At 42.7% G+C, this 16,367-nt stretch carries 15 protein-coding genes; 6 read left to right on the top strand and 9 right to left on the bottom strand.

What is annotated here, in order from left to right; all coding sequences use genetic code 11:
* Nucleotides 1-37 precede the first annotated feature (37 nt).
* Nucleotides 38-1,279 carry a beta-ketoacyl-ACP synthase II gene (fabF, locus tag ABDD95_RS09730; RefSeq protein ID WP_345951695.1) on the bottom strand — a complete coding sequence of 414 codons (1,242 nt, stop codon included), beginning with the start codon at nt 1,277-1,279 and terminating at the stop codon, nt 38-40.
* A gap of 101 nt (nt 1,280-1,380) precedes the next feature.
* On the bottom strand, nt 1,381-2,328 hold the full coding sequence (locus tag ABDD95_RS09725) for a Smr/MutS family protein (RefSeq protein ID WP_345951694.1): 948 nt from the start codon (nt 2,326-2,328) through the stop codon (nt 1,381-1,383).
* 144 nt (nt 2,329-2,472) lie between these two features.
* Here ABDD95_RS09725 and ABDD95_RS09720 point away from each other — a divergent pair, with 144 nt between their 5' ends.
* Nucleotides 2,473-3,138, top strand: coding sequence for a phosphatase PAP2-related protein (locus ABDD95_RS09720; RefSeq protein ID WP_345951693.1), 666 nt, complete (start codon nt 2,473-2,475; stop codon nt 3,136-3,138).
* A 45-nt stretch (nt 3,139-3,183) separates the two neighbouring features.
* Here ABDD95_RS09720 and ABDD95_RS09715 read toward each other — a convergent pair whose 3' ends face one another.
* Nucleotides 3,184-3,543 (bottom strand): hypothetical protein, encoded by a 360-nt coding sequence (locus ABDD95_RS09715; protein WP_345951692.1) that lies wholly within the window; start codon nt 3,541-3,543, stop codon nt 3,184-3,186.
* Between the two features lie 446 nt (nt 3,544-3,989).
* Between ABDD95_RS09715 and ABDD95_RS09710 the strand changes: the two genes are divergently transcribed.
* On the top strand, nt 3,990-5,489 hold the full coding sequence (locus ABDD95_RS09710; protein ID WP_345951691.1) for a malate:quinone oxidoreductase: 1,500 nt from the start codon (nt 3,990-3,992) through the stop codon (nt 5,487-5,489).
* A 186-nt stretch (nt 5,490-5,675) separates the two neighbouring features.
* On the opposite strand, the gene ABDD95_RS09705 is transcribed toward ABDD95_RS09710, so the two are convergent.
* The 4 genes from ABDD95_RS09705 to ABDD95_RS09690 all read right to left on the bottom strand — a co-directional run bounded on the left by ABDD95_RS09705 (nt 5,676) and on the right by ABDD95_RS09690 (nt 10,856).
* On the bottom strand, nt 5,676-6,782 hold the full coding sequence (locus ABDD95_RS09705) for a spore photoproduct lyase family protein (RefSeq protein WP_345951690.1): 1,107 nt from the start codon (nt 6,780-6,782) through the stop codon (nt 5,676-5,678).
* 86 nt (nt 6,783-6,868) lie between these two features.
* The gene (locus ABDD95_RS09700) at nt 6,869-7,897 is read right to left on the bottom strand and encodes a cytochrome d ubiquinol oxidase subunit II (RefSeq protein WP_345951689.1); all 1,029 of its coding nucleotides are present in this window, start codon (nt 7,895-7,897) and stop codon (nt 6,869-6,871) included.
* 3 nt (nt 7,898-7,900) lie between these two features.
* Nucleotides 7,901-9,238 carry a cytochrome ubiquinol oxidase subunit I gene (locus ABDD95_RS09695; protein ID WP_345951688.1) on the bottom strand — a complete coding sequence of 446 codons (1,338 nt, stop codon included), beginning with the start codon at nt 9,236-9,238 and terminating at the stop codon, nt 7,901-7,903.
* 139 nt (nt 9,239-9,377) lie between these two features.
* Nucleotides 9,378-10,856, bottom strand: coding sequence for a M28 family peptidase (locus ABDD95_RS09690; protein ID WP_345951687.1), 1,479 nt, complete (start codon nt 10,854-10,856; stop codon nt 9,378-9,380).
* Between the two features lie 161 nt (nt 10,857-11,017).
* Between ABDD95_RS09690 and ABDD95_RS09685 the strand changes: the two genes are divergently transcribed.
* The 3 genes from ABDD95_RS09685 (at nt 11,018) to ABDD95_RS09675 (ending at nt 14,167) form a co-directional block, all read left to right on the top strand.
* Complete coding sequence (locus tag ABDD95_RS09685) at nt 11,018-12,070, top strand: NAD-dependent epimerase (protein WP_345951686.1); 1,053 nt, start codon at nt 11,018-11,020, stop codon at nt 12,068-12,070.
* Between the two features lie 120 nt (nt 12,071-12,190).
* Nucleotides 12,191-12,979 carry an alpha/beta hydrolase gene (locus ABDD95_RS09680; protein ID WP_345951685.1) on the top strand — a complete coding sequence of 263 codons (789 nt, stop codon included), beginning with the start codon at nt 12,191-12,193 and terminating at the stop codon, nt 12,977-12,979.
* Between the two features lie 180 nt (nt 12,980-13,159).
* The gene (locus ABDD95_RS09675) at nt 13,160-14,167 is read left to right on the top strand and encodes a fatty acid desaturase (protein ID WP_345951684.1); all 1,008 of its coding nucleotides are present in this window, start codon (nt 13,160-13,162) and stop codon (nt 14,165-14,167) included.
* Nucleotides 14,168-14,237: 70 nt separating this feature from the next.
* On the opposite strand, the gene ABDD95_RS09670 is transcribed toward ABDD95_RS09675, so the two are convergent.
* On the bottom strand, nt 14,238-14,936 hold the full coding sequence (locus tag ABDD95_RS09670) for a DsbA family oxidoreductase (protein ID WP_345951683.1): 699 nt from the start codon (nt 14,934-14,936) through the stop codon (nt 14,238-14,240).
* Nucleotides 14,937-15,027: 91 nt separating this feature from the next.
* The gene (locus ABDD95_RS09665; RefSeq protein WP_345951682.1) at nt 15,028-15,936 is read right to left on the bottom strand and encodes a hypothetical protein; all 909 of its coding nucleotides are present in this window, start codon (nt 15,934-15,936) and stop codon (nt 15,028-15,030) included.
* A 221-nt stretch (nt 15,937-16,157) separates the two neighbouring features.
* Between ABDD95_RS09665 and ABDD95_RS09660 the strand changes: the two genes are divergently transcribed.
* Nucleotides 16,158-16,361 carry a hypothetical protein gene (locus ABDD95_RS09660; protein WP_345951681.1) on the top strand — a complete coding sequence of 68 codons (204 nt, stop codon included), beginning with the start codon at nt 16,158-16,160 and terminating at the stop codon, nt 16,359-16,361.
* Nucleotides 16,362-16,367: the final 6 nt, after the last annotated feature.

Here is a 16,367-nt window from a genome sequence, read left to right as displayed (position 1 = left end):
GCGGCTTTTCCTCAAATAAATCCAAATCTCGAATTACCTAAACCTTTTTAAATACCACTACAGCGTTATGGCCACCAAAACCAAAGGTATTGCTCATGGCTATATTAACGGTTTTCTCTACTGCGTCGCCGGTTACTATATGCAGGCCAACAGGCAATTGGGAGTCTAAAGTAGTGGTGTTAATAGTAGGCGGCACCAAGTTGTCGGTTACTGCTTTTATAGAAATTATAGCCTCCACCGCACCGGCAGCACCCAGTAAATGCCCCGTCATGGATTTGGTAGCACTAACCGAGAGTTTGGCACTGTCGCCAAAGGCGGAATAGATAGCTTTTGCCTCACTAATGTCACCAACCGGGGTTGACGTAGCGTGGGCATTCAGGTAATCTACGTCGTTGTGTGTTAAGCCGGCATCTTGCAAAGCCAGCTCCATTGCTTTAATAGCTCCTTTACCCTCAGGGTGTGTTGCAGTAATGTGGTAAGCATCCCCAGTCATCGACGAGCCTGCAATTTCTGCATAAATGGTTGCACCGCGTTGTTTCGCGTGCTCATACTCTTCCAATACCAATACACCTGCACCCTCACCCATCACAAAACCATCGCGCTCCACATCAAACGGTCTTGAAGCAGCCTCTGGATCGGTATTACGGGTTGATAAGGCCTTTAGCGCATTATACCCACCAATAGAGCCCTCGGTTATAGGCGCATCTGCACCACCAGTGACAATAATTTTGGCTTTTCCCCAACGTATGTAGTTCAGCGCATCCATAATGGCGCTATTGGCGCTGGCACAGGCCGATACTGTGGTGAAGTTGATACCCATTAAGCCATACTTTATGGATATTAACCCTGATGCCATGTTAACCAGCGTTTTGGGAATAAAAAACGGGTTAAAATGCGGCTCATGATTGGTTGCTGAATACTCTTTGATCTGCTGCTCGAAAGTCTCAAAACCACCCTGTGCCGACCCGAAAATTACGCCCACATCATAGGGTGACATCGCATTAATGTCAAATCCTGAGTCTTCGATAGCCTGTTTAGCAGCAATGAGGGCGTACTGAGTAAACAGGTCATTACGTTTTACTTCGCCTTTGTCCAGATACTGTGCCGTATGAAAATCATCGGGCAGCTGTGATGCGAATTGTGTTTTAAACTTTGATGTATCGAAACGGGTTATTGCTTTTGCGCCGCTTCTTCCATTTTTAATGTTGTTCCAGAAAGTGGCTACATCAGTTCCTAACGACGAAACCACGCCCATTCCTGTAATTACTACTCTTTTCATTCTTATTATTCCGGTAGCGCATTAAGCTTATACGCACCGTTATTATGGTTTATACTTCCTATTCTATCTGATAAACGATTACTATAAACACGAATCGTTTATCACTTCAACAAAACCTTGGTTGCGCCATATCCAAATTTTTCTTTACGGGCATCCATAAATGTTTGAACCTTTTGATGCTTGCTCAATTGCTTATGCAACTCATTTCTAAGCGTGCCGTTACCGGCACCGTGTATAAATGTTATCTCAGGCAATTGATGAACTATTGCCGCGTCAAGCGCCTTTTTGAAATGCTCGAGCTGCACACGCAAAATCTCCTGGCTACCCATAAAGTGATGATCCTGGCGCAGCTTTTCTACATGTAAATCTACTTCACTTAAAGGTTTCTCCACCTCCTGTTTCTCGACAGCAGGTTTAAAAAAGCTTCCTTTAAGCTTCTCGGCATCAATAACCATTTCTGGCTCGTCCAGCCTTATGAGCCAACCTTGTTGATTGATGACTGGCAAAGGCTTTTTAGCGCCTGCAAAATCTTTGGCTTTAAACTTATCGCTAAAAACTAAAGGCTGCGCAGGCTTCATATCTTGCTGCGTATAAAATAAAATCTGCAAGTTAAATTTAGGCCACACTTGTATATCAGCCAATTGAGCGGAGTAAATAGCAGTAGCAGATTTTGGCTGCAGTATACCGATAAACTCCCCTTTAAATTGCTGCTTTTCGGTAATCAATGTAACCATCAATTGGTATGACGTTTCATTAATCAAATGAAAGTGTACAACGGAGGCAGCCTTAACATCACTTACAACGCCCAGGTAAACACCATTTGTTTTAAATTCACCAGCCGGTACAGCCAACGTTCCGCGGACCTCACCACCAGACGCCTGGCTGCCAGATTGGTGGCCGTGCACCGTCGTAACCTTACTGGCCAAAACTGGTATTTCAAAATCATCATCGCCAGTTACGCCAATCATTTGCTCGTCAAAAATGCGGGTCACATATCCTTCTCGCCTTTCGTCAACAAATCGCACAAAATCTCCAAGCTTGTATTTCATATTGTAAAAAAATTACAGGCACAAAGGTAATGTAATAAGTAATTGTTTATCACAACTTGAGTAACATCCTATTAATATTCACATTAAAATGATTTAACATATCATATAAAGCATTAATTTTGCAAGCCTTATTTAATTTGAACGGTGAGCCGAAACGGAACAATATCATTAAGAAAAAACTGGAAAGCTACCTGGGCTTGTACATCGCAACGTTCGCTGATGGTAACGGGGTCGGTGATTGTGGCCATTATTTTATCGGCCATGCCTCACTTTTTTCAGTACATTGAAAAACGCCCGGGCATACAACTGCACGATTGGGTACTTGCTCAAATCCCTCCTACCGATGTATCGCTTTATATATTCCTTATAATTTGGGGTATGGGCTTATTAACTTTGGTACGGGCTATTCAGTCGCCTGCTATTTACGTACGTTATATATGGTTATATATAGTGATATGCCTAACCCGATTACTTACTATAACGTTAGTGCCACTTGCAGCCCCAGCCGGACTGGTTGAACTGGTTGATCCTATAACCGGCATATTTTACGGCCATACCATTGTTACCAAAGACTTGTTTTACTCAGGTCATACATCTACGTTAATTACAATGTATTTTTGCTTAACCAAAAAAAGCGACCGCATTTTATCCATAATAGCAACTGTAGCGGTGGGCTGTTTATTGCTGGTACAACACGTGCATTATACGATTGATGTATTGGCGGCCCCGGTCTTTGTTTACCTGTTAAACCGGATTATGACAAATACTTTGTTTTACAATCAAAATTTTAATCAAACACAACAGCCATAAAAAAAGCGGGTTCAATTAATGAACCCGCTTTTTTTATGGACCTTTTTACTGTGTTTTATTACGCTTTAACGTAGTAAGAAAATCTGCTCCGTTATACGTTATTTTTAATTTGATTGAATCCTGGTAAACTTTGCCAATATGCGTGGCGGTGCTTCCGTTAAGGTCTACTTTAAAAGAGATCATGTCTTTGTCAATCTTCCCATCGGTAATATCAGCTGTACCCAGCGGTGTATCAGATGTGCCTGTGAGCTTATCGCCGTCGGCTTTAAAGTTATACGTTAAAGGTATATCATTACCATTGTAATCAATATAACCGCTCCACTTACCGCTAACATCGGCCAGTATAACGCAGAACAAAACGCCGCAAACGGCCAGCACAAAAGAGTTGAAGATTTTTGAATTCATAATGATTTAACCGGTTGTTTGATAAAGATATCACTAAAAATCAAAAATCCTAAATGTATTTAAACTTACCGTTGCCCCGATGTTATACTTACAGCAGCACATCGAGATATATTTTACAAAAAACTAATTATTAAATCATTTAAAGAGGCAAGGCTATGAATGTAACCGAGTATAATTAAACGACCTGGTGGATGAGTAACAAGTTGAGGTTTGGTTTTAAGCAATGGCTGGCCCGCCCAATTGATTTTAAGTGCTGTAAAACAAAATACCCAAAGAGTGCTTTGATGTAAATGAGTCCTATTAGAGGGGCGTAAGTTGCTAGAGAATTAAGTCTACTAATCTTGTTGACAAAAAAAATGTAATTTTTACGTTGAAAGTCGTAATATCACACGTTTTAATTAGGCACAAAGCAAATTGCGTGTACATTTGTACCGTTCAAACCAAAAATGACTAACACCGAATATACACAGAAACCTGAGACTGATGTAGTACTGATTGGCGCCGGCATCATGAGCGCCACATTAGGGCTGATGCTTAAACATCTCCAGCCCAACCTTACTATAGAAATTTTTGAAAGGCTGGATGTAATGGCTGCCGAAAGCTCGGATGCTATGAACAACGCCGGCACCGGACATTCTGCTTTTTGTGAGCTTAATTACACTCCGCAACTGCAGGATGGAACTGTTGACATATCAAAGGCTATAAAGATCGCCGAACAATTTGAGGTTTCTAAGGAGTTCTGGTCGTTTTTAATAGAGCAGCAGATTATACAATCTCCTAAAAACTTCATATACCCGGTTCCACACATGAGCTTTGTTTGGGGCGATGCCAATGTGTCGTACCTTAAAAAGCGTTATGAAGCTCTTGTAAAGCATCATTTTTTTGCTGGCATGGAGTATTCGGAAGATGCACAATTACTGCAGAACTGGATACCGTTAGTAATGGAAGGCCGCCAAAACGGCGAGAAGGTATCAGCTAACCGGATGGATTTAGGCACCGATGTAAACTTTGGTGCATTAACTAACAGCTTGTTTAATTACTTAAAACAACAACCTGGCGTTAGCCTGCACTTGCAGCATGAAGTGCGAGACTTATCTCGCGAAAAAGACCAAAGCTGGCGTGTAAGCGTAAAAGATCTGGCTACAGGCGCAAACCGTAAGCTGAAAGCAAAATTTGTGTTCGTAGGCGCTGGTGGTGGTGCCATTCATCTGCTGCAAAAGTCGGGCATTCCCGAGAGTAGAGGTTTTGGTGGTTTCCCTGTTAGCGGACAATGGCTTGTTTGCCATAACCAGGAAGTAATTGAGCGCCATCAGGCGAAGGTTTATGGGAAAGCGTCGGTAGGTTCGCCGCCGATGTCGGTACCTCACCTGGATACCAGAATGATTAATGGTAAGAAATCATTGTTATTTGGCCCTTATGCAGGTTTTTCCACCCGTTTCCTAAAAAAGGGATCACTGTGGGACTTATTCGGATCTATTAAACCGGGCAACATCTTCCCGATGATGAAGGCTGGTATCGACAACATCCCGTTAACTCGTTATCTGATTAGCCAGGTTACGCAGTCTCAAGATGACCGTTTGGCCGCTTTGCGAGACTATTTCCCCAATGCCAAAAAAGAAGACTGGGACCTGGACATTGCCGGACAGCGTGTGCAGGTAATCAAAAAAGACCCTAAACGTGGTGGTGTGCTCGAATTTGGTACCGAGGTTGTTACAGCAGCAGATGGTAGTATTGCAGCCTTGCTTGGCGCATCACCGGGAGCATCAACTTCTGTATCCATCATGGTGCAATTAATAGAGCGTTGCTTTAAGGATCAGGCAAAAACACCTGAATGGCAGGAAAAGTTGAGAGGCATGATCCCTTCATACGGACAATCTCTATCTAAAAATGCACAACTGGCTAATGAAACACGCGAACGGACAAGTAAAATACTGGAGTTAATTTAGTTATCTTTAAATACACCTGATAACTTACACAACATCTTTTATCTCGTCTTAAACGACTGTTGGAAATCGTGTCAGATCATGCTCTTATATTAAATGCATGATCTGACACGATTGTTTGCTAATATCCTAAACGGCGCTTTTTAATTTTGATTGAATACAGTGCCTTTGCTCCTACACTTCATTCACCTATGTCCAATACAATATTTTGGCTTGCGGGAACCGGGTGTTAATCTCATGCTCAAAAAAACTTTTTAGATATCCCATTTGCTCGCGGGTGTACACGTACTTTATGCCACCGAACTTGTTACGCTTGGTAGAACGGGTAGATTCATCCATATCCAGGCCGGTGTTAGGGTACCAGCTCATTAATATATCCTTAGAGCCGGGGGTAAAACGGTGAGTAATCAACTCAAAAGTTAAATCTGTTTCAAAGTTTAAGTTTTGTTGTAAATGTTCAAACAAGTCAGTGTATGCTTCTTCCCAGTTAGGTATTGGCATAATTGGCGCAAGTACCACGCCAACCGGATAACCGCCACCACCCAGCTCTTTGGGCAAAGCCATTTTGCGTAAAGCTTGTACCCGGGCTGCAACACCAGGCGTACCGCCTTCTAACCGGCGGGCCACGGCATCAGCATTTAGGCTGCACCTGAAACGCGTTCGCCCGTTATGTTCCAAATTGATTAAATGGTCTACCGCATCAAACTTAGTTACAAAGCGCAGATGACTCATAGCGCGCTGGCCAAAAAACCTGATGGTTTTGGCCAAACCACCGGTTATATGCTCTATGCTTAACGGATCGGTATAGCAGCTGGCTTCAAACGAAGTAATTTGGTTTAGCCGCTCAAACTTAATAGTGTTTTCAAGAATAGCGGGCAAGTTGGCAAATACTCTGATGGCCGGCGGCCCTTGTAAACTGCCAGCCAGGTAACAATACTGGCAATGAGCAGGGCAACCCTCGGCCAGGTGAAATTGCCAATCAGCCGATGGTGGAATGGGTCTTAAATTAAACGCGCTTTTAGGTGCGTTTACGATAGCTAAGGTATTTTTGGCTATTTTATAAGTTTCCTTGTCTGTCGCGCCACGTAAGCCTGTAATGCGGTTGTTCTTCAACAACTGAACATTAAGATTTAAAGCCTGCGCACGCTCAAATATTTGTTGGCCGTATGGCTCGTCCATAGCATCGGGTGTGAACACCACACGCTTAGGCATCCAGGCTTTACGGCCTTTTACGTTAGTTGTTTGTATTACTTTAGCTTCCTCGTCTATTTGCTCTAGCACGTTTAGTAATTCCATGGTATGCTTTTCACAAATGGCATTCCACAATTAGTGCATAACTGTATTTTATCAAGCAATTAACAAAGATGTCGTACTAATTACAATTAAGATTTCAAGTGTCCGTCCTCAACAAAGCGATCCTTTTGAAAGCTATAATACAAGTAAAATAAGGCGGGCAATATAAACAAACTACCAATTATTAAAGCCCAACCTAGTGCTTGCATAGTAGCATTGGGTGCTTGGTGCTTAAATAGTGACAAGTGTTCGCCATCTTTGAGAATCAGGAAGTCGGGAAAGTGAACATAAGTGATTGCCAGCAAAATCATGCTGGCCTGAAAGCCAGCTAAAATCCGGGGCATTATTGTTTTACCTCTGCCAACCAGTATCCACAAAACCAAGAGGGATATAAATGCTGCAATAACAGCTGTTAGCCCTATCGTGTTGCCCAAAATCCAACGCATAAGCGGAATATCGTCATGCCAGGCAGCTGTAAATACTAGCGCACCACATACAACCGCAATAATATTCCAGTTTCTGGCTTTCCGGATGAAATCGCGTTTATCCTCGTCATTCTTGGCTTCACCAATGAGATAAATAGAAGCCAGAAACCCACATAAAGCTACGGTAAACAAACCAATAGCAACCGAAAACCAATTAAACCAAACGAACACATAGGCCGACAGGAAGTCGGTTGATGACGGGTTGATTTGCCCTGAGATAGCGCTACCTGCAATGATGCCTAAAAATAGCGGTGTGATAAAGCTTGATAATAAAAAAATACGATTATAAATGCCCTGCATATTGTCAACTACAGCATCGTAATTTCGGAATACGAATGCCGTGCCCCGCGCCGTAATGCCAATAAGCATAATAACAAGCGGTATATGCAGATAGATAGACATGGTACTATATATGAGCGGAAAGCCAACAAACAAGATAACCACAGCAATAATTAACCACATGTGATTAGCTTCCCAAATAGGGCCTATTGCCTGGTAAGCTGCTTTGCGGGTACGGCTACGATTAGCGGGCGTACTAAACAATTCAATAATACCAGCACCAAAATCGGCACCACCCAACACCAGGTAAAGCAAAATAGCAAGCCACAAAAAGCCAATGATAACGTATTCCATAATTTATGACTGGCTTAAAGTTAGATTTTCGGGTTGTTTGTCATATAACTGCGGCACCATTTTAATTTGGCGGTACAACAGAAAAACTACCACAATACTTAGCGAAATGTAAATAGCTGTAAAAACATAAAAAGACCATGCTATACCAGGCATAGGCGTAACAGCATCGGCAGTACGCATAACACCATGAATAATCCACGGCTGGCGTCCAATCTCAGTAACCATCCAACCCGCTTCAACCGCAATAAAGCCTGTTGGTATTGCAACAATAAATAAACGCAGCAGCCAGTTGCTATTTAACCAGTGCTTTTTAAACCATACAGCTATTAAATATAATACACCAACCAGCATCATAAACATGCCCAACCCCACCATTACCTGAAACGAATAATGCGTGACGGCTATGGGTGGCTGATCCTTCTCCGGTATTTGATCTAATCCCTTTACCGGCTGATGAAAATTATCATACACCAGGAAACTGAGCATGCCCGGAATTTCCAGTCCATAATTTACTTTTTTAGCCTTTACATCTGGAATGCCTCCTATTACCAATGGCGATGCGGGCTGTGTATGAAAGTATGCTTCCATAGCAGCCAGTTTTGCGGGCTGACGTTTAGCTACGCTTTTAGCAGCCACGTCGCCGGCTAAGGGTTGCAAAAGGGCCGCAACGGCAGCAAAGCCGGCGGCAATTTTGAATGCCTGCTGATGAAAAACCACATTGCGTTTACGTACAATCATTAACGCATGCACACCTGCTACCGCAAAACCGGTTGAGGCAAAGGCGGCTAATGTCATATGCAAAGCTTCGGGCAACCATGCCTGGTTAAACATGGCTTTCATAGGATCGATGTTGGTGTATTGCCCGTTTATATAATCAAACCCTGCGGGGCTGTTCATCCAGGCATTAGCGGCTACTACCAAAATACCAGAGGCCAATCCGCTAACGCCTACTACTACGCCTGTAAACCAATGGAATAATGGATTTAGCCGCTCCCAGCCATATAAGAAGAACCCAAGCGCAATAGCTTCTATAAAAAAGGCTGTACCCTCAAGCGAGAACGGCATACCGAAAATGGGGCCTGCGTGCTGCATAAACTTAGGCCATAGCAAACCCAACTCAAACGACAAAATAGTGCCCGACACTGCTCCTGTGGCAAAGAAAATTGCAACGCCTTTGCTCCAGGCCTTGGCTATATTTTTGTGATTAACATCTTTGGTTTTTAGCCACCGGTAATGGGCAACTGCCATAAAAAACGGCATAACCATACCAATACAGGCATAAATAATGTGAAACCCCAGCGAAAGGGCCATTTGTGAGCGGGCTGCTAAAAAATCATCCATTTAATAAGCGATTTATGTACAGCTAAATTACTGGCAATCAATATCAGTGCCGCTACTTTTTTTTAATTATATTGATTATATATTGCAAATAATTAATAACTGGAAAGAGTTTGGCACAAGAGCCATACTCAACTCGAAATCACTTGGTATCTAGCGCGGGCTTGATCATGGTTTGCGATACCGCCCAGCCGGTAGCATACATCCAGCGCGTCATTTTAGCCAACTTGGGTATGCTGATGAATTGCGGCTCATCTTTTGGCGTATGATAATCGGGGTGTAATAAGCTGGTGAAGAATATAGCAGGAATTCCGGCTTGGGCATAAGGTGCATGATCACTCCGGAAGTACCAGTTCTCAGGATGCTTTGCGTCATCCCATGAGGTATCTATCTTAAAATTGGTTAGCTGCCTGTTAGCCTGCATAGCCATATCAACCAATGCCGTAGAATTGCGATGTGGAGCTATTGAACCTAATAAAGCCGCTGAATCAATGGAATTACGGCCAATCATATCGCCATTCAAAACGGCTACAATACTTTCCTTCTTAACAGTTGGATGCACTGCAAACCAGCGGGAACCGAGCAGCCCCCGCTCCTCCGCCCCATGCCAAACAAATAATGCCGAGCGTTTACCTGGCTTTGCCACCCATGCCTTACCAATGGCCAGCATACCTACAGTTACCGAAGCATTATCATCTGCCCCGTTCCAAATAGAATCCTGCCCAACGGGGTTGCCAATGCCATCATGATCATGGTGACCGCTGAATAGCACGTATTCATTGCGCAGTTTTGCGTCTGTACCGCCTGCCTTGGCAACCACGTTTACCGATGGATATAAAAAGGTTTCCATGACAATGTCAGCACGCATATTGCTGCCTTGTTTAATAGCGCTTTCTAATCCTGAACGTACCAGTATTACGGGTACAGCTCTTCCGTTACTAAGATTAGTGCGCGTTGTGGTAGTCAAGCCTACGTTTTGGTAAGAACCGTCCTCATAATTATGGCCAATAAAAGCAATTTCTTTTTCAGTAATTTCATTTGCTACAAAAATTATAGCAGCCACTCCTCTACGGCGTAACGCCATGCCTTGCTGGCGTATAGCCGATGCGGTGTAACGATATTCCCACAAGCTCATACCAGCAGCCGGTAAGGGTTTAGGCGCCTCAATTTTAACTGCTACGATTTTGCCTTGTAAATTGGCAGAGGTATCGGCCATAGCGTTGAGCCAGGTGACAGCACCATCCAGGTGGACATCCACCGGCTGGGTTATCCAAAAATCATTACCCATTTTAAAATTCTGATCGCCTACTTGCATAATGCTCCGGTCGGCAGTTCGGGTACGGCGCATATTAAAGTACTGAAAATAAGTACCGTCATCACCGGCGGGTTTCAATCCGGCCTGTTGAGCTTTTTGCGCTACCCAGGCAGCAGCCCGCATTTCATCTTCAGAGCCAGCTCGTCGTCCTCTAAATGCATCGCCGGCCAGCTCAAAAATATCGCGTTTTAAATCAGCTTCTTTGATGGACGCCAGGCCGGGTAGATTAGCTGTGGCCGTTTTACTTTGGCCATAACTATTCAATACGATACCAAGTAGTGTAGTAAGGGTAAATATTCTTTGCATATCCATAACCTTTTGTTATGCACAAGATATGTTTTTTCGGGCTGTAACGTTTATAACATCTGTATTACATTGCACATATAAGCGGCGGTTAATGCAAACGTTAATTCGTAAAAATAAATTTACCTTTGTGCCCTTGTGGCCCTGGCCTGTTTAATATTTATATGAAGATTTTAGTTACCGGTACAGCTGGTTTTATTGGTTTTTATGTAGCCCAAAGGCTTGCCCGTTTAGGTTTTGATATAGTGGGCGTTGATAACATAAATACCTATTACGATACTGAACTAAAACATGGTCGGCTGGAGGCATCGGGTATTGCAACCGCAAGCCTGCAAGACAATGAACCGGTTTGCAGCACGCTTTACCCCAATTACTGCTTTATTAAGCTCGATATATCAGACCGGGCGCAGATGGAAAGTCTGTTTAATACTTATAAATTTGATGTAGTTTGCCACTTGGCCGCACAAGCAGGTGTGCGTTATTCCATTACCAATCCGCACGATTATGCACTGAGCAATCTTTCGGGTTTTCTAAACATACTGGAAGGCTGCCGCAGTGTACAGGTGAAGCATTTGGTTTACGCCAGCAGCTCGAGCGTTTACGGACTAAACAGCAACACGCCATTCTCAGTTCACGACGGGGCAGCGCATCCGGTTAGTTTGTATGCAGCCAGCAAAAAAAGCAACGAAATGATGGCGCACAGCTACAGCCATCTATATCAGATACCTACCACCGGTTTACGGTTCTTTACGGTATACGGACCCTGGGGACGGCCGGATATGGCTTATTTTAAATTTGCCGATGCCATAATAAAAGGTAATCCTATTGATGTGTATAATAATGGCGAAATGCAGCGCGATTTCACTTATGTTGACGATATAGTAGAAGGGATTATTCGAGTGTTAGACAAGCCTGCTACTGCCAACCCAAAATGGAACAGCCAGCAACCCGATCCTGCCACTTCAAGTGCACCTTACAGGTTATATAATATTGGCAACTCCTCCCCGGTTAAGTTAATGAAGTTTATTGAAGCGCTTGAAAATGCTATAGGCAAAAAAGCTGTAATTAATTTACTGCCTATGCAGGCCGGCGATGTGCTATCTACCGATGCTGATATGAGCGACCTGGAAAAAGAATTTAACTATCATCCGCAAACGGATATACAGGCAGGTATTAACCGATTTGTAACTTGGTTTAAGGACTTTTATAAGGTATAACCACTTGTTTTAAATTGATTATATGCTCTATACAACCGCTGATTGTAGCAACTTTTCAACAATCAATCGAACTGTCTGTAATTAAAAGTAATTCATTTTTACTTTTAAGAATACGGACCTATGAAAAGCACGATCATCCTTATTCATGGCATGTTCCAGAACGCCAAAAGCTGGGAACCATGGGTAAAACATTTTACTGAAAAAGGTTATAACTGTATTGCCGAATCATGGCCGCTGCACGAAGGCGAGCCTGCCGATTTACGCGCAAATACACCTGCTGGTTTAGGCGAATTACGGCTGGCTGTTATTATTGAGAAATATAGGCAGTTAGCAACTTCCCAAACCGAAAAACCAATACTGATTGGTCACTCTGTAGGCGGCCTGATTACACAAATATTAGTTAATGAAGGTCTGGCCAAATTAGGCGTTGCTATCAGCTCTGTAGCTCCTAATGCCATGATTACACTGGATTGGGGATTTACCAAGAATAGCGCGCTTATTACTAACCCATTAAAAGGCGATGATCCTTTTATAATGGATCTGGAAAGCTTTCAAGGGTCTTTTGCCAACACTATGAGTATAGAAGCGGTAAAAGAACCGTATGAACGTACTGCTACAAATGATAGCCGTAATGTACTGCGCGATTGTCTTGGTGAAGACGGCAAGGTAGACTTGGAATTACCACATGTACCTTTACTATTTATTGCCGGCGAAGAGGATGAAATAATACCTTATGAACTTTGTGAAAAGAATGCAAAAGCATACGATGATGAATTAAGCTCAACTGAGTTTCGCAAATTTGCAGGTAAGAGCCACTTTATTTGCTGTGAGCCTGGCTATGAAACAGTAATTGAGACAGTTTACAACTGGATACAGCAGAAGGAGGATATGCCTCCTTATGAAGTATAATTAGCAGTTAATCGTTACCATAGATTACTTAATTAATTAAAAGGCCATAAACATTGTACTGTCAAATGTTTATGGCCTTTACGCGTAAGGAAGGCTTTCTTAAGATAATTTGGCAGTTTTTTAATTAAATGTTTTACCTTTAGGTTACTTTTAAATTATTGAAACCAGCTATATCAACGTATGAAGAAAAAAAGCTTTAGATGGTCTGACGAGAGTGAACCGCACAAACAACGCACAAAAGCCATCATTAAAGAACACCCTGAATTACGCCAGCTGATAGGCCGTAATCCGTACACCTTTTTAGTAATCACTTTATGTGTAGGCGTGCAGATAGCCGCAGCTTATTTACTTAGGGATGCTGCTTGGTATTGGATAGCCCTGGCAGCATACGGCGTTGGTGCTTTTGCCTGCCATACCCTGTTTGTGTGTATACACGAATGTGCCCATAATTTAATTTTTAAAAATAAACTGGCCAATACATGGTCGGGTATTTTTGCAAATTTGCCAACACTATTACCTAGTGCCGTTTCTTTTCAAAAATATCACTTAAAGCACCATTCTTACCAGGGCGTTGAAGCGCTGGATGCTGATATGCCTTTCCACTGGGAGGCCAGATTAATAAACAACTACACCTTTGGAAAAGCTATGTGGCTGTTATTTTATCCGATTTTCCAGGCACTTCGTCCCTTCCGCTTAAAAGAAATTAACCTTTTTGATGGTTGGACTGCAGTGAACTGGTTGGTGCAAATTACTTTTACAGGTGCTGTAATTTACTTTTTAGGATGGGGTGCTGTGTTATACCTGGCATTAAGCTTCTTCTTCTCGGTTGGTTTGCATCCACTTGGCGCACGCTGGGTACAGGAGCATTTCTTAACGCACGGTGAGCAAGAAACTAAAAGTTATTATGGCCGCTTAAACTTCCCTAACCTGAATGTAGGTTATCACAATGAGCATCATGATTTCCCGTCAGTACCCTGGAACAATCTGCCAAAAGTGAAAGCACTGGCAGGCAGGCATTATGATGAGTTAGGTCACCACACCTCATACACACGCTTGCTGTTTGAGTTTTTGTTCGATCGCGAGTTGTCTGTATTTTCACGTACGGCCCGTTCAAATCGTGGTGGCAAGATTACGGCACCTGTGCCTAAACCTGCCCCAAGTGACTCTGCAAACGCGCAAGTAGCTTAAGATAAATTGTCGACATAAAAGAAAAGGCCTGTATTAACATACAGGCCTTTTCTTTTATTATTATTGGGGTTTAACAGTTACCGTCTGCGTCGCAGCTTGGGCCATCGGTTATCTCCAGGTTTTTTGGCTGTAGTTGCCATTCGCTGTAAGCTGTCTTCATAGTATTCAGAAATACTTCTGTAGCCTGTGCGCCCGATACTGCATAACGGTTGTTTATCACAAAAAACGGCACACCACGAATATTTAATGTTTCAGCCTCATGAATATCTTGGTACACCTCATCTGCGTAAACGTTACTATCCACAACGGCTGTCACTTCTTCTGCTTTTAATCCGATTTCTGTGCTTATGTTAACCAACGCTTCCTTATCGTCGATGTTGAGGCCATCTGTAAAGTAGGCTTTAAACAAGCGCTCTTCTAACGCATCACCCAATCCGTGTTTCTTAGCCAAATGACTTAAACGGTGTGCATTAAAGCTATTGGCCACCACCGCACGGTCAAAATTGTACTGTAACCCTGCTTGTTCGGCCATTTCTGTTACCTGGTTACTAAGCTGTTTAGCATAATCCAGGTTCCAGCCTTTGCTATCGGCCAATGATTGGTAAACACTTATATCGGGGTTTGTTTTTAAGGCAGGATTGAGCTGAAAGCTTTTCCACTCCACCTCTACTACATCGTTATGCTCAAAGGCGGATAAGGCTTCCTCAAAATGGCGCTTACCTATATAACAGAACGGACACATCACATCCGACCATATTTGTACTTTCATCTTAACTGATTTTAATCAAATATAAGAATGCCATTTAAGTTTATGTATCTGCTTTTTTAGCTATTACCGGCCAATGACACTGCCGCCAATTCTATAACTTGGGTATAGTATAGTGATAAATGGGCTGCCTTTTACCTTCGCTAACGGTGTAATAGCTTTTGCCGTTTGCTGCAAAGCCAATGGCTTCGCCCAGTTTTTCCTGTTCATAAGCAGGCTGAACAGGCTTACGCTGTAAAGTCTGCCAAACAGCCTCTTTATCGTGCCGTCGCCAATAGTAAACGCGGCTGTAGCTCTTTAATACAACTTGGCTGCCATCCTTTGAAATATCGCCGCTTACTATCCATTTGAATGGCTGTAATCCTTTGAAATGTAGCTGGCAGCGCTTGGTAAGTGTTACTGTGTCATTGGCCTTAAAATTTAAAGGTGCGGTGTAAACGCTCACCATACTGTGCCTCTTGGTTACAATGTACAGGAGCTTCTCCGTAGGATCTATCATCAACGTCTCGGCATCCTTCGGCCCATCGGGATAGGTAACTGACAGAACACTGCACTGCAACGTTTGTGCACTATCGGCCACGGCAGGCAGATCGGGCTCGGCTATACGGTATATATTAACGGATCGATTGGAAGCGCCATTATCTCCAATATCACCTATATATACATAACTCTTGTTTGGCAATGGGCCCGGGCCAACTGCTATGTCTTCGCAATCCTTAACGTTTACTGCGCCTTTATCTGTTACATAGTAATAGGTGCCTAATAGTTTCCCTTGCCTGTCAATTGCGAAAAAACGATTGTTATCACCACTATCATTATGTATATAATACACATCACTATGCTTACCGGATGCAGCAATGCCCGACGTTTCACCGTTTAAATCACTTTGTAAGTAACCCGATATATAGTTGGTATCGTCGCGCTTGTTTTGTGCATAGGCTGCTAGTTCCAGTACAAAAATAAGTACTGGCCATAGTATACGCCTTTTTTTAAAGTTCTTCACCCTATGCATATTAACGGCAAAGTAAATCAATTCTTATAACTATTTAATTAATAACGCAAGAATTAACAACAACTCTAAAATTTAATACCATTTTGATAAAAATATGGAAATATTGGCCTACAATTTTGACGTGGTTAGCCATAGTCCACTTACAATCTTACGGTAAAGTAAGCGTTTGATTATAAGATTGTGATATCGAGCGATACCTTAAACTTTTCTGTATGGAAACTTCAGCAAAACACTTTAGGTTTGTAAACACTAAAACCGACAACGTAATTTATTACTACTCGGTAGATTATGCTTCGAGCAGTGAAAATTTAAAAGAAACGTTAAACGCCATAAAGGCCCAGGTGGCCACCAGTAACGGCCTCGATATAAACACACTGTATTGGGAAGAAGTAAGAGAAGAAGAAAAAAACAATTAAGCTGCA

Origin of the sequence: Mucilaginibacter sp. PAMB04274 (assembly GCF_039634385.2) — a bacterium.
In the GTDB taxonomy this organism is placed as follows: domain Bacteria; phylum Bacteroidota; class Bacteroidia; order Sphingobacteriales; family Sphingobacteriaceae; genus Mucilaginibacter.
The sequence above is the reverse complement of the archived record's forward strand: the minus strand, read 5'-3'. Positions and strand labels throughout refer to the sequence as shown.